We start from the raw sequence: 14,791 nt of genomic DNA, 5'->3' as shown, positions 1-14,791 counted from the left end.
ACCGACCAACGGAGTCCCCGTGTCGCTGCCACCCCTGGTCGAGCCGGCTTCTGAGCTCACCGTAGACGAGGTCCGCAGGTACTCCCGCCACCTGATCATCCCCGACGTGGGGATGGACGGGCAGAAGCGGCTGAAGAACGCCAAGGTGCTCGCCGTAGGCGCCGGCGGCCTGGGCTCGCCGGCCCTCATGTACCTGGCCGCGGCGGGCGTCGGCACGCTCGGCATCGTGGAGTTCGACGAGGTCGACGAGTCGAACCTGCAGCGCCAGATCATCCACAGCCAGGCGGACATCGGCCGCTCCAAGGCCGAGTCGGCCCGCGACAGCGTGCTCGGCATCAACCCGTACGTGAACGTGGTCCTTCACGAAGAGCGGCTCGAGGCCGAGAACGTGATGGACATCTTCAGCCAGTACGACCTGATCGTCGACGGCACCGACAACTTCGCGACCCGCTACCTGGTCAACGACGCGTGCGTGCTCCTCAACAAGCCGTACGTCTGGGGCTCGATCTACCGCTTCGACGGCCAGGCCTCCGTCTTCTGGTCCGAGCACGGCCCCTGCTACCGCTGCCTCTACCCGGAGCCCCCGCCGCCGGGCATGGTCCCCTCCTGCGCCGAGGGCGGCGTCCTCGGTGTGCTGTGCGCGTCCATCGGCTCCATTCAGGTCAACGAGGCGATCAAGCTCCTCGCGGGCATCGGTGAGCCGCTCGTCGGCCGACTGATGATCTACGACGCCCTGGAGATGCAGTACCGCCAGGTCAAGGTCCGCAAGGACCCGAACTGCGCGGTCTGCGGCGAGAACCCCACCGTCACCGAGCTCATCGACTACGAGGCCTTCTGTGGCGTCGTCTCCGAGGAGGCCCAGGAGGCGGCCGCCGGCTCGACGATCACTCCCAAGCAGCTCAAGGAGTGGATCGACAATGACGAGAAGATCGAGATCATCGACGTCCGCGAGATCAACGAGTACGAGATCGTCTCGATCCCCGGCGCCAAGCTGATCCCGAAGAACGAGTTCCTCATGGGCACCGCCCTGGAGACCCTGCCGCAGGACAAGAAGATCGTCCTGCATTGCAAGACGGGTGTCCGCAGTGCGGAAGTACTCGCCGTGCTCAAGTCCGCCGGTTTCGCGGACGCGGTGCACGTCGGTGGTGGCGTGATCGGCTGGGTCAACCAGATCGAGCCCGAGAAGCCGGTGTACTAGACGCAGGCTCAGGCTGTGTGGAGAGGGGTCCGGCACCGGGTGTGCCGGACCCCTTCCTGGTGTGCGAGCTCCTGTCGCCCGGTGGGCTACGACTCGCAGACCTTCCCGTCCTCCGGCACCTTCCCGTCCAGCAGGTACGCGTTCACCGTGTCGTCCACGCAGGAGCTGCTCCCGTAGGCCCCATGCCCCTCGCCCTTCCAGGTGAGCTCGATACCAACGTCCTTGCCCAGTTCGTCCGCCATCTTGCGGGCCCCCTCGTACGGTGTCGCCGGGTCGCCGGTGTTGCCCACGACCAGGACGGGATCCGCTCCGGGCGCGCTGACCTCCGGGGTCTCGTGCTGACCGGCCACCGGCCAGTTGTGGCACCAGCCGGCCGTGTCCCAGCCCATGAACTCGCCGAAGACGGGCGAGATCTTCCGGAACTGCGGGAGCAGCTTCTTCGTCTCCTCGATCGTCGGCCGCTCCTTGTCGTCCAAGCACGATATGACCCGTTGTGAATGCGTCGTCGTGCCGTAACGACCCGCTGTGTCACGCTCGTTGTAATTGTCGGCGAGGGCCAGCAGCTCCGAACCGTCGCCCTGCTCCGCCGCATCCAGCGCGCTGGTCAGGCCGGCCCAGGTCTGCTCGCTGTAGAGCGGCAGGACGATGCCGGTGAGCGCCAGCGTCTGTGTGAGCTTGCGGCCGCTCGATGCCGGCAGCGGCTCGGCGTCGATCCTCTTCAGCAGGTCCGCGATCTTCTGGGAGCCCTCTTCGGGGTCCTGTCCGGTGGACTTGAGGTAGTTGTCCAGGGCGCGCTGGAAGCCGCGCGTCTGGTTCTTGGCGTGGCCGACCGTGCCCGCGCTCGGGTCGACGACCGCGTCCAGCACCAGGCGGCCCACGTTCTTGGGGAACAAGTGGGCGTAGACACCGCCCAGTTCGGTGCCGTACGAGATGCCGAAGTAGTGCAGCTTCTGGTCACCGAGCACATGGCGCATCAGGTCCATGTCGCGGGCCGTGTCGGTCGTCGAGACATGTGCCATGAGCGGGCCCGCCGACTCCTCGCAGCCCTTGCCGAAGTCGGCGGAGTCCTTGAGATAGGAGGTCTCCTCGGCCGCGGTGTCCGGCGTGGAGTCGACCGACTCGGCGGCCTGAATCTCCTTGTCGCTGCGACAGCGCACGCCCTCGCTGGCCGCGACTCCGCGCGGGTCGAAGCTCACCAGGTCGTACCGCTCCTGCAGTTGGGATGTCAGCGCCGCGTACGAAGGCATCATGGAGACGCCCGAGCCGCCCGGGCCGCCGAAGTTGAACAGCAGCGAGCCGATGCGTGAGTCCTCGTCGGTCGCCTTGCCGCGGATCAGAGCTATGCCGATCGTCTCGCCCTTCGGCTTCTCCCAGTCCAGCGGGACTTTGAGCGTCGCGCACTGCCAGTCGTCGCCCGGCGCGGGGCCGTCCGAAGTGGCCCCGCAGCGTCCCCAGCCGAGCTTCTGTGAGGTGAGCGAGGCCGGAAGCTTCGCCGTCGGACCGGACGGCGCCGTGGTCGGTGGGGTGCTGGCCTTTCCGTCGTCGTTGCCCTCGTCGGACGAGCCGCCACCGCAACCCGCCGCAAGCCCGGTGACCAGCACCGCGGCAGCAGCCAGTGCCGTGGATCGTACGAAACGCGCCATATGCCCCTTACCCCCTCGCAAGTCATCCGCACGAACCGCGAATGACGGTCAGGTCATAGTAGGCAGACGGCGATTCAAGCCGTGTAAGCCTGTGGATAACCCTGTGACCTGCGCTTTTATGAGCAAACCAGCCCAGTTGACGGGACTCTGCCGTCCAGCAGATAGCTGTTCACAGCGTTACGCACGCACTTGTTCCCGCTGCCGTACGCACCATGCCCCTGGCCCCGGTACGTCAACTCCACGCCGACGCCCTTGCCCAGCTCGTCCGCCATCTTGCGTGCGCCCTCGTATGGGGTGGCGGGGTCGCCGGTGTTGCCGATCACCAGGATCGGCGCCGCTCCAGGGGCACTCACGTCCGGGTCGTCGGCGGCTCCCGGCACGGGCCAGTCCGTGCAGCCGAGCAGGCTCCACGCCACATAGTCGCCGAACAGGGGAGATGCCGTGCGGAACTGCGGAAGCTTCTTCTCCACATCGGCGGTCGAGTAACGCGCTTTGTTGTCCGCGCAGTTGATGGAGACGTTGGCGGCGACGCTGTTGCTGTATTCGCCGTTCTCGTTCCGTCCGTTCAGCGCGTCGGACAGCAGCATCAGAACCGTGCCGTCACCGGCGTAGGCCTGCTGGAGCCCATCAGTGAGGTACTGCCAGTAATCCTGTGAGTAGAGCGCTTGCAGGATGCCGCCGGCGGCAATGGCCTGGGTCAGCTCGCGCGGGAAGACGCCCGGGACCGGCCGGCTGTCGAGGTCCTTGAGCAGTCGGGCGATCCGGTCCTTGACGTTCTGCGCGGTGTCGCCGATCGGGCACGGGTCCTGCTTCGAGGTGCAGTCCTCGGCGAAGTTGTCGAGCGCGAGCTGAAAGCCCTTGGCCTGCCCGAACGCACCCTCCTCCGGATTCCGCGTCGGGTCCACAACGGCGTCGAAGACGGCCCTCCCCACCTTCTTGGGGAACAAATGGGCGTAGACACCGCCCAGTTCGGTGCCGTACGAGATGCCGAAGTAGTGCAGCCTGTCATCGTCGAGGACCTGCCGCATCAGGTCCAGATCGCGGGCGGCGTCGGAGGTGCGCACGTGCGGGAGGAACTTCCCGGAGTTCTTCTCGCAGGCCGAGTTAAACGCTTTCGTGTCGTCCAGGAGCGTTCTCCGCTCGGCGGCGTTGTCGGGGGTGGCGTCCTGCTGGAAGTACTCGTCGAGTTGTTCGTCACTCCAACACTCCACGCCCGCGCTGCGGCCGACCCCGCGCGGGTCGAAGCTGACCAGGTCGTAGCGGGTGCGCAGGTGCGCGAACTCCTTGGAGAACGCGGGCAGGGTGGCCACTCCCGAGGACCCGGGTCCGCCGAAGTTGAAGATCAGTGAGCCGATCCGCCTCTCCTCGGCGCCGCTCGTCTTCGCCCGGATCAGCGCGAGCCCGATCGTGTCTCCTTCGGGCTCGTCCCAGTCGAGGGGCACCTTCAGCGTCGCGCACTGCCACTTGTCGCCGTTCGGCAGAGCGGACGGGGCCTCTCCGCCTCCCTGGGCCTTGGAGGGTGGCGGGCAGTCCTTCCAGCTCAGCTCCTGCGCCGCCAGGTCCGCGTCCTTGTCGCCGGCGTCACTGTCGCACCCGGCGACTGTCACGGACAGCACAAGGATGGCGGCCAGGGCAGCGGCGCGCAGCCGGGAAGGATTCGGCATGCTCCCATCCTGAGGTCGCGGGGGACGGGACGCTCGGGGCGCGGGCTGTGCGGGTGAGGGGAGGGATGTGCTGTCCGGGCCGTCGGTGACGGGCGACATGCCTAGGGCCGGTCCGCGACATGCCTAGGGCGGGTCCGCCGGACAGACCCTATAGCGCGCCCTTACGTGTCAGATGGTTGAAGAACAGCCACCCGGGCAGCACCGGCAGCCACAGCGTGAGCAGTCGGTAGAGCAGCACCGCGGGCGCCGCGACCTCCTTGGGCAGGCCGACGGCGATCAGGCCGACCGTGAGGGTCGCCTCGACCGCTCCCACGCCACCGGGCGTCGGGGCGGCTGAGCCCAGCGCGTTGCCGGCGAGGAAGACGACGGCGACGCTGGCGAGGCTGAGCGTGGGCGTGTTCTCGCCGCCGAACGCCCGGATCGACGCGTCCAGGCACATCACGAAGCAGGCCGTCAGCAGCACCATGCCGCCGATACCGGTGATGAGCTTCTGCGGTCTCTGGAGCACGTCGAGCATGCGGGGCACGACACCCGCGAAAAGCGACCGCACGCGCGTGACGACGAATTTCCGCAGGAACGGAATCGAGGTCATCACCAGCACCAGTACCGCGACCGTCAGCAGACCCGCGATGACCGTGCGCGACGGTGACAGCGATGGCGTCTTTTCCGTGCCCGTCAGATAACCGAAGGCGAGGAGCAGCAGGATGTGGCTGCCCAGACCGAACAGTTGCGAGGCACCGACGCTCGCAACCGCCAGGCCCGGCCGTACTCCCGCGCGCTGCAGGAAGCGCGTGTTGAGGGCGACACCGCCCACTGCCGCGGGCGCCACGATCTTCACGAAGGACCCGGCGACCTGCGCCGCGACGGCCCGCAGGAAGGGCACCCGCTCGGGCACGAAGCCCAGCAGGCTCATGGCTGCCGCGAAGTAGCTGAGCGCCGAGAAGAGCACGGCCGCGGCTACCCAGCCCCACTGGGCGTTGCCGAAGAGCGTGCCGAACTCGATGTGCGTGAGCTGCGACAGAAGGAAGTACGCGCCGATGGCGCCGGCGATGAAGCTGATCAGCGTGCGCGGCCGGATGCGCTCAAGCCGGGCCGGCTCGACCGGCGCTTGCGGCCTGATCAGAAGCACCTGGTGGCGGATCTGGGTGAGCAGGTCCTCCTCGCGTGCCTCATCCAGGGCCTCGTCGATCGCCCGCTTCTCAGAGCGCTTCTCGGCCCGTACGGCCTTCTTGTCGGGCTTTTCGAGTACGACGGGCCCGGTGGCTGCCTCGGCCTCCTCGTCGGCGCGCCCCGGCCTGGCATGCCGAGAGGCCTCCAGCACGGCCTCACGCTCCCTCTGTGCCCGCTCCCGGGCCAGTTTTCGCAGCGTCGCGCGCGTGGCGCGCGTCAGCGCGATGGGCTGCAGCATCGGCAGGCAGTCGGCCACAGTGTCGGGGCCGAGCACCTCGACCGCCGAGGCCACCGCACGCTCCGCGCCGATCCGCAGGGCCAGCGTGGTCACCAGCTGGGCGATGTCCATGCGCAGCAGCAGCTCACCGGCCGCGATCTCGCCGCCGCGCAGATCGGTGAGGATCACCGTGCCGGAACGATCCACCAGAATCGCGTCGCCGGCCAGCCTGCGGTGCGCGATGCGCCGCGACTGCAACGCCTGCACCTGATGCCATGTGTCGCGCAGCAGCTCGTCGGTGATCTCCTCGTCGGGCAGCGAGTCCAGGGTGCGCCCGCCGGTGTGCTCGTAGACGAGCATCACGGCGTCCGGGCCCAGTTCGGAGGTGGCGATCAGCTTGGGCGCGTTGGCTCCGGCCGCGATGGCCGCGTACGCGAGAAGCGCCTCCTGCTCCAGCGCCTGGCGCAGCGACTGGAGGCTGCGGCGCGTGGTGATGCCCCGCAGCGTCAGACGCCGCCACACGCGGTAGAAGAAGCCCTGCGCCTGCTGCTCACGGTCGACCACCGTGACGTCCAGCGGCCGGCCGTCCTCCAGCGTCACGAAGTACCGCCGCCCGCGGTCGCCGCCCTCGGTGGACTCCGGTGTCTCCTCGCGGGAGGCGCTCACCGGATGGAAGCCGACATGCCGCAGGCCCGCCATCAGCGTCCGCCCCGTGGGCCGCACGTTCGGTGAGCCGACCGCGTACAGCGTCCCGTACGCCACGCTCCAGCCGATCAGTACCGTCAGGATGATCGAGAAGGGTGTCGTGTAGCCGGTGACCAGCATGGAGAAGGCGTCGAGCAGCAGCACCACCCACAGCACCGCACGCCAGCGTGGTCGCCGTGCCATGCCAACCGCTGTCATGTATGCGATGACCGGTGCGAGATAGCCGTGCACTGGGTCGGTCAGGGCGTGGATGTCTTGCGGCAAGGGCTGCGTGAGCGCTTTCCGGATCGAGTCCGGGGCGGCCTCGGCGACCCACAGATCGGTGGCGAGCGTCACACCGTGTGCGAGGACGGCGGCCAGGACGCCGTCGGCGATACGCAGTCCGTCCCGCTTGATCAGCCGCTCGATGGCGAAGGCGACCGGCACCAGCAGGATCGCGATGCTCGACGCGAGCCCCGCGACCTCGCTCAGCAGGTCGGGCGCCTCGTCGGTGCCCTTGTTGATGTCCTGGGCGAGTCCCGACGTCGTGCCGTGCGCGAACGCGGCGATCCCCAGCAGCACCGCGACCGCGAGGATGCCCACCAGGAGGCGCATCAGATCGGAGGGACGGTGCACGCGCGCGGGGAGCAGCGGTTCGTCGCCCTCGACCGCTTCGGAGTGGGCGTCGTCGGCTTCGGAGTCCAGGGCGTCGGCGGCCGGGACGCCCTTCTTCTTGTTCGCGTGGTCCGCGTCCGAGGTGTGTTCGCCCTTCTTGTGCACGTCCGAGGTGTGCTTGTCCGGGTCGTCCCCGGTGTCCGGGCGCGACGAGACCTCAGAGGTGCCCTCTCCCTCTTCGGGGTGCACACCCTTCTGTTTCATCGTCTCTTCTTGATCTCGTATCACCAGTCACCGCCCGCATGATGGTGGCATGCCCCACCGACACGGAGGGGCATCAGGGGGCAGTGCGGGGGCGCACAGTCTGCCCGAAGTGCCGCTCCCGGGCGAGGTATACGCCTGGTCACCGCCCCGTCACGTTGTCGGTGGGGTGCGGCAGGATGGGGCGGATGAGCGAGGAGAGCCTTCCGGCGGACGCCCTGCCGGACTACGCGGAGCGAGTCCTTGAGGTCGCCGAGCTGATCCCGCCCGGCCGCGTCATGACGTACGGAGACGTCGCCGAGTGGCTCGGGGAAGCGGGGCCACGTCAGGTCGGCCGTGTGATGGCCCTCTACGGAGGAGCCGTCCCGTGGTGGCGGGTCATACGTGCGGACGGCGTACTGCTCCCGGGGCACGAACTGGAAGCCCTTGGCCACTACCGGTCGGAGGGCACGCCTCTGAAGGAGGCGAGCAGGGCCGCCGAGGGCCACCTGCCGCGCGTCGACATGAAGCGGGCGCGGTGGGACGGCGAGCATCGCGCGGAACGTCACACTTGACAGCTTCCGCCATCGGACGCCCGAACGGGGGATCAGCGGCCCGTACGGGGGAAACTGGGCACGTCTGTGGCATGGCGTACGTTCGTGATGTGGGGGACACAAGCGCCCTGAGGGATGGGAGGGAAGAAGCGGAAGCCCTCCTTCCGCTGTCCTCGCGGGCGTAGCGTCAACGGCGCGCATCCCCCTCACCACGCGGCCACCGCCGTCCACCCGCGGCAGTAAGCCAACCAGCACACCCACCAGGACCGGCGAACCACGTGAGCTCCTCTTCCTCCACCAGGCGCCTGTCGCACCACCAGGGGCGGCAGGGGAACCGTGGCGCTTACCGACTGGTGCGTACCCCACCGGTCCGGGTGGATCCCCCTCTCCTGGACGCAGCCCAGCGGGCGGTGGTTGACCACAAGGGGGGCCCGCTGCTCGTTCTCGCAGGTCCGGGAACCGGCAAGACGACAACACTCGTGGAGTCCGTGGCCGCCCGGATCGGGCGCGGCACGGACCCCGAGCGGGTCCTGGTGCTGACGTTCAGCCGCAAAGCCGCCGTCGAGCTGCGCGACCGTATGGCGCTGCGCATAGGGGCGGCCCGCGCGCCTCAGGCGACGACCTTCCACTCCTTCTGCTACGCCCTGGTCCGCGCCCACCAGGACAGCAACCTGTTCGTGGAGCCGCTGCGGCTGCTCTCCGGCCCCGAACAGGACGTGACCGTGCGGGAACTCCTCGCGGGCCAGCCCGACCTGGAGCGGCTCGGCCTCGCCCATGTGCGCTGGCCGGACGAGCTGCGCGCCTGCCTGACGACGCGCGGCTTCGCCGACGAGGTCCGCGCGGTGCTCGCCCGCAGCCGCGAACTGGGGCTCGGCCCGGATGCGCTGGACTCGTTCGCCTCCCGCATCGGCCGCCCGGACTGGCGCGCCGCGGCCGCCTTCCTTGCCGAGTATCTCGACGTTCTCGATATGCAAGGAGTGCTCGATTACGCGGAACTGGTGCACCGCGCCGTGCTGCTCACACGCCGTCCCGAGGTCGCCGCACGGCTCGCCGCGCAGTACGACGCGGTCTTCGTCGACGAGTACCAGGACACCGATACGGCGCAGGTACGGCTCCTGCACGGGCTCGTGGGCAATCAACTCGCGGGCGATCAAGGGGTGCAGCCCGAAGGGCTTCCGCGCAAGGGCGGTGGCGGGTGGCGGGCGGGACGCACCCTTGTCGCCTTCGGTGACCCCGACCAGTCGATCTACGCGTTCCGAGGCGCCGACGTGAACGGCATCCTGGAGTTCCCGGAGGCTTTCCCGCGCGCGGACGGCACTCCGGCGCCGGTAGAGGTCCTGAGGACCGCACGCCGGTCGGGCGCAGGGCTGCTGGCCGCCACCCGCCTCCTGACCCGGCGCATGCCCCTGACCCGCCTCCCGGCGGAGAAGGTCCGCGCCCACAGGGAGCTGACTCCCGTAGGGGACGGTGGCCGCGTCGAGGTCTACACGTACCCGACCCCCGGCACAGAGCTGGACAACATCGCGGACATCCTCCGCCGCGCCCACCTGGAGGACGGCGTGCCCTGGGGCGAGATGGCCGTCCTGGTACGCGCCGGACACCGCACCATCCCGACCGTCCGCCGCACCCTCACCGCGGCCGGCGTCCCCCTCGACATAGACGGCGACGACCTCCCCCTGCGCCACGAACCAGCGGTGGCGCCCCTGTTGACGGCTCTCAAGGCGGTGGCCGAGGCGGCACTTCGGGACGGAGCGGGGGAAGCCGGGCCGGCCGGAGTCACAGCCGAGGGGGGCGCCGACGGAGAGGGGGCGGCGGAGCGAAATGACACCCCCGCGTGCGCGGACACCGTCACCGCTGCCCCCACCGACGATGCCTCGGAGCCGGAGCCGGAGCCGGAGCCGGAGCCGGAGCCGGAGCCGGAGCCGGAGCCGGAGCCGGAGTCCGGGGCTGGGGCCGCGGTCGCTCTGGAAGCGCCCTGGCTCGACACCGAGACCGCGCTCACACTCCTCGCCTCTCCACTGGCCGGCATGGACGCCGCCGATCTGCGCCGCCTGGGCCGTGCGCTGCGCGAGGAGGAGCGCGCCGGGGGCAACCTCGTCCCGCCGCCCTCGGACGCCTTGCTGGCACGGGCACTGGCCGAGCCGGAGCGGCTGGTCGCACACGACCCCTCGTACGCGCGCGGGGCCCAGCGTCTGGGTGCGCTGCTGCGCAAGGCCCGTGAGCGCCTCGCCGGCGGCGGTACGGCCGAGGAGGCGCTCTGGGAGCTGTGGGACGGCACACCGTGGCCTCAGCGGCTGGAGCGGGCCGCCCGGCGCGGCGGCGCGGCCGGGCGCAACGCGGACCGCGACCTCGACGCCGTGTGCGCGCTGTTCGCGACGGCGGCCCGTGCCGAGGAACGCACGGGTGGCCGCGGCGCCCTCAACTTCCTGGAGGAGATCGAGTCCGAGGACATCGCCGCCGACACACTGACCCGCAGGGCCGTACGCCCCGAGGCCGTACGCCTGATGACGGCACACCGCTCCAAGGGCCTTGAGTGGCGTCTCGTCGTCGTCGCGGGCGTGCAGGAGGGACTGTGGCCGGATCTGCGCCGCCGAGGCTCACTCCTGGAGGCCGACCGCATCGGACGCGACGGCCTCGCCGAACCGCTCACCCCGGGAGCGCTGCTCTCCGAAGAACGCCGTTTGTTTTACGTGGCCGCCACGCGCGCGCGTGAACGTCTCGTCGTCACCGCCGTGAAGGCCCCCGCCGACGACGGCGACCAGCCGTCCCGTCTCCTCACCGAACTCGGCGTCGAACCCAAGGACGTCACCGGCCGCCCCCGCCGCCCCCTGGCCGTCGCCGCCCTCGTCGCCGAGTTGCGCGCCACGATCGTCGACCCTCGCGTCTCGGACACCCTCAGGGAGGCAGCCGCCCGCCGACTGGCCCGGCTCGCAGCGCTCGGCGACGAGGACGGCCGCCCTCTCGTGCCGTCCGCGCACCCCTACCGCTGGTGGGGCATGTACGAGCCGACCGAGAGCAAGGTCCCGCTGCGCGACCGCGACCAGCCCGTCGTGCTCTCCGGGAGCGCCCTCGACCAACTCGCCAACACCTGTGCCCTCCAGTGGTTCCTCGGCCGCGAGGTGAAGGCCGACGCCCCCGCGACGGCCGCCCAGGGCTTCGGCAATGTGGTGCACGTCCTGGCCGACGAGGTCGCCTCCGGACGTACCCCCGCCGATCTGGCCGTCCTCATGGAGCGCCTCGACTCCGTGTGGAACGCGCTCGCCTTTGACGCGCCCTGGAAATCGGCACAGGAGAAGGAGCACGCGCGCGTGGCGCTCGAACGCTTCCTGAAGTGGCATGTGCTGGACCGTGCGGGCCGTACGCCGGTGGCCAGCGAGCACGACTTCGACGTCACCCTCGAAGCGGGCTCCTACGAAGTACGCATCCGCGGCTCCATGGACCGCGTCGAGCGGGACACCGAAGGCCGCGCCTACGTAGTGGACTTCAAGACCGGCAAACAGGCACCGACCGCCGCCGACGTGGCCCAGCACCCCCAACTCGCCGTCTACCAGCTCGCCGTACGCGAGGGCGCCGTCGACGAGGCCTTCGAAGGCGAGCGCCCCGACCCGGGCGGCGCCGAACTCGTCCAGCTCCGCCAGGGCGCCCCCAGGAAGGACGGCGGCGAGACCCTGCCGAAGGTGCAGGCCCAAGAGCCCCTCTCCGGGGAGTGGATCGGCGACCTCCTCGCCACCGCCGCGGGCAAGGTCCTCGACGAGCGGTTCACACCGACCACAGGACAGCACTGCACGCACTGCGCATTCCGGGCATCGTGCAGCGCACGGCCCGAGGGCCGCCACGTGGTCGAGTAAGCCCGCACCTTCAGGCGCCAAGCCGTCAAGCGAGACCGGGAGTGACAAAGCGCACCACGTGTGCTGACCAGCGCATCCTCCGGCCCGGCGGCCGATGCGTCCCCCGCTGTCAGTGGCCGCGGCTAGCCTCTCTGAGGTGTCCGCCCGTATCACCGATCCCGAGCAGCTCAAGGAGCTCCTCGGCATCCCGTTCACCCCGGAGCAGACGGCCTGCATCACGGCACCGCCCGCCCCGCAGGTGATCGTGGCCGGAGCCGGCTCCGGCAAGACCACGGTGATGGCCGCGCGCGTGGTGTGGCTGGTCGGCACCGGGCAAGTAGCCCCCGAACAGGTCCTCGGCCTGACGTTCACCAACAAGGCGGCCGGCGAACTCGCCGAGCGCGTACGGAAAGCCCTCATCAAGGCAGGCGTCACCGACCCCGATGTGATCGACCCGGACAATCCGCCGGGCGAGCCCGTCATCTCCACGTACCACGCCTTCGCGGGCCGCCTCTTGACCGACCACGGCCTGCGCATCGGGCTCGAACCCACCGCCCGCCTCCTCGCCGACGCCACCCGCTACCAGCTCGCCGCCCGCGTCCTGCGCGAGGCCCCGGGGCCCTACCCGGCGCTCACCCGCTCCTTCCCCGACCTGGTCAGCGACCTCCTCGCACTCGACTCCGAACTCGCCGAACACCTCGTACGGCCCGAGCAGCTGCGCGCGTACGACGCCGCGTTGCTGCGCGATCTGGAGAGCGCCAAACTCACCAATGCCGACCTGCGCAAGGTCCCGGAGACGGCCGCCGCACGCCGTGAACTGGCCGAACTGGTGGGCCACTACAGGGCGGCGAAGCGTGAACGCGACCTCCTCGACTTCGGAGATCAGATCGCCCTTTCCGCGACGCTCGCCCGCACCCGGCCCGAGGTCGGCGACATCCTGCGCGACGAGTTCCGGGTGGTCCTGCTCGACGAGTACCAGGACACGTCGGTCGCCCAACGCATCCTCCTGGCGGGCCTGTTCGGCGGCGGCACCGGCCATCCCGTGACCGCCGTCGGCGACCCCTGCCAGGCGATCTACGGCTGGCGCGGCGCCTCCGTCGCCAACCTCGACGACTTCCCCGAGCACTTCGCGCACGCCGACGCCCGCCCCGCGACCCGCCAGGCGCTCAGCGAGAACCGCCGCAGCGGCGGCCGCCTCCTCGACCTCGCCAACGGCCTCGCGGAGCCCCTGCGCGCCCGGCACGCGGGCGTGGAGGCCCTTCGTCCCGCCCCCGGTGCCGAACGCGACGGCATGGTGTGCTGCGCGCTGCTGCGCACCCACGCCGAGGAACTGGACTGGCTCGCCGACTCCATCGCCCACCTCGTACGCACCGGGAAGGCACCCGGCGAGATCGCCGTCCTGTGCCGCACCGCGACCGACTTCGCCGAGATCCAGGCCGCACTCGTCGCCCGCGACGTCCCCGTCGAAGTCGTCGGTCTCTCAGGGCTGCTGCACCTCCCGGAAGTCGCCGACCTCGTCGCCGTCTGCGAGGTCCTCCAGGACCCGGGTGCCAACGCCTCCCTGGTCCGCCTGCTCACCGGCCCGCGCTGGCGCATCGGCGCCCGCGACCTCGCCCTCCTCGGACGCCGCGCCCGGCTTCTCGTGTCCCACGCGCGCGTGGGCGCCGACGACGACCCGGACCGCCGGCTCGCCGCCGCCGTCGAGGGAGTCGACCCGGCCGAGGTGATCTCGCTCGCGGACGCCCTCGACACCTTCCTGGAGACACCGTTGGGAGGCGACGGGGACGACGACGGGCTGCCCTTCTCACCGGACGCGCGTGTGCGCTTCGCCCGGCTCGCCACCGAACTGCGTGACCTTCGCCGCTCGCTGGCCGACCCGCTGATGGACGTCCTGCACCGAGTCCTCGCCACCACCGGCCTGGAGGTGGAACTCTCCGCGTCCCCGCACGCCCTGGCCGCCCGCCGCCGAGAGACCCTGTCCAACTTCCTCGACATCGCCGCGTCCTTCGCCGCCAACGACGGCGAGGCCACCCTCCTCGCCTTCCTGGGCTTCCTACGCACGGCCGCCCAGTACGAGAAGGGCCTCGACAATGCCCTGCCGGGCGGCGAGAACACCGTCAAGGTGCTCACCGCCCACAAGTCCAAGGGCCTGGAGTGGGACGTCGTCGCGGTCCCCGGACTGGTCACCGGCACGTTCCCCAGCACCCAGGGACGCGAGAAATGGACCGCCCAGGGCAAGGTCCTGCCCCACGAACTGCGCGGTGACGCCGACACGCTGCCCGACATCAACGCCTGGGACTCCAGAAGCATGAAGGCCTTCCACGAGGCCATGAAGGACCATCAGCACACCGAGGAACTCCGCCTCGGCTACGTCACGTTCACCCGCCCCCGCTCCCTGCTCCTCGGCTCCGGCCACTGGTGGGGCCCCTCGCAGAAGAAGCCACGCGGACCGTCCGACTTCCTGCGGGCCCTGTACGAGCACTGCGCGGCCGGACACGGCGACATCGAGGCCTGGGCGGACGAACCCGAAGAGGGCGAGGAGAACCCGGCGCTTCACGAGGCCACCGGCGATCACGCCTGGCCCCTCCCGCTGGACGACGCGGCACTGGCCCGACGACGAGCAGCCGCGGCAACGGTGCTGACGTACCTGGAGTCCGAGCACCCCCACGAGGCGGCCCACCCGTCGGCTCACGACGCCCCAGCCCCGTACGAGGATCCGGACTGGCCACCTCCGCCCGAGGAGGACGAACCCCCTTACGGGGAGGGTGACTTCACCGACGAGACCCCGTATGCGGACAATGGTCTGTACCCGGACGACGCTCCGTACGACGAGGATGCCCTCCCTGAAGAGGCCGAATTCACGGACGCGCTCTACGGAGAAGCGGACGGGCTCTACGGAGAAGCCGAATTCGCGGACGAGCCCCCGGGGCTCCCGGAGTCATGGCCGCGGAACCGGCCCAGGATCCCGCGCCCCACGCC

At 70.3% G+C, this 14,791-nt stretch carries 7 protein-coding genes; 4 read left to right on the top strand and 3 right to left on the bottom strand.

The genetic code is table 11. From position 1 onward, the window contains the following. Window positions 1-19 precede the first annotated feature (19 nt). Window positions 20-1,198, top strand: coding sequence for an adenylyltransferase/sulfurtransferase MoeZ (gene moeZ / locus G6048_RS23740; protein WP_165341611.1), 1,179 nt, complete (start codon window positions 20-22; stop codon window positions 1,196-1,198). Between the two features lie 86 nt (window positions 1,199-1,284). Here the strand turns inward: moeZ and G6048_RS23735 are convergent, their stop codons facing one another. The 3 genes from G6048_RS23735 to G6048_RS23725 form a co-directional block, all read right to left on the bottom strand. Continuing rightward, window positions 1,285-2,841, bottom strand: a complete 1,557-nt coding sequence (locus tag G6048_RS23735) for an alpha/beta hydrolase (RefSeq protein WP_165341610.1) — start codon at window positions 2,839-2,841, stop codon at window positions 1,285-1,287. A gap of 116 nt (window positions 2,842-2,957) precedes the next feature. Further along, a complete protein-coding gene (locus tag G6048_RS23730; RefSeq protein WP_165341609.1) occupies window positions 2,958-4,505 on the bottom strand; it encodes an alpha/beta hydrolase in 1,548 nt (515 codons plus the stop codon). A gap of 148 nt (window positions 4,506-4,653) precedes the next feature. Beyond that, complete coding sequence (locus G6048_RS23725; RefSeq protein ID WP_206342044.1) at window positions 4,654-7,455, bottom strand: lysylphosphatidylglycerol synthase transmembrane domain-containing protein; 2,802 nt, start codon at window positions 7,453-7,455, stop codon at window positions 4,654-4,656. Window positions 7,456-7,640: 185 nt separating this feature from the next. On the opposite strand from G6048_RS23725, the gene G6048_RS23720 reads away from it, so the two are divergent. The 3 genes from G6048_RS23720 to G6048_RS23710 all read left to right on the top strand — a co-directional run. Continuing rightward, window positions 7,641-8,006: an MGMT family protein gene (locus G6048_RS23720; protein ID WP_328826790.1), complete on the top strand. Its 366-nt coding sequence runs from the start codon at window positions 7,641-7,643 to the stop codon at window positions 8,004-8,006. A gap of 257 nt (window positions 8,007-8,263) precedes the next feature. Further along, the gene (locus G6048_RS23715) at window positions 8,264-11,833 is read left to right on the top strand and encodes an ATP-dependent helicase (protein WP_165341607.1); all 3,570 of its coding nucleotides are present in this window, start codon (window positions 8,264-8,266) and stop codon (window positions 11,831-11,833) included. Window positions 11,834-11,969: 136 nt separating this feature from the next. Next, the coding region (locus G6048_RS23710; RefSeq protein WP_328826788.1) for an ATP-dependent helicase at window positions 11,970-14,791 on the top strand (2,822 nt) is incomplete at its 3' end.

The sequence above is a fragment of the Streptomyces ureilyticus genome (genome assembly GCF_011045025.1).
Taxonomy (GTDB): domain Bacteria; phylum Actinomycetota; class Actinomycetes; order Streptomycetales; family Streptomycetaceae; genus Streptomyces; species Streptomyces ureilyticus.
This window is presented reverse-complemented; position numbering and strand designations above follow the sequence as displayed.

Coding starts and splice junctions, on each gene's coding strand:
- G6048_RS23735 (WP_165341610.1), bottom strand. CDS start 2,841: ATGGCGCGTTTCGTACGATCCACGGCACTGGCTGCTGCCGCGGTGCTG.
- G6048_RS23730 (WP_165341609.1), bottom strand. CDS start 4,505: ATGCCGAATCCTTCCCGGCTGCGCGCCGCTGCCCTGGCCGCCATCCTT.
- G6048_RS23725 (WP_206342044.1), bottom strand. CDS start 7,455: ATGAAACAGAAGGGTGTGCACCCCGAAGAGGGAGAGGGCACCTCTGAG.
- G6048_RS23720 (WP_328826790.1), top strand. CDS start 7,641: ATGAGCGAGGAGAGCCTTCCGGCGGACGCCCTGCCGGACTACGCGGAG.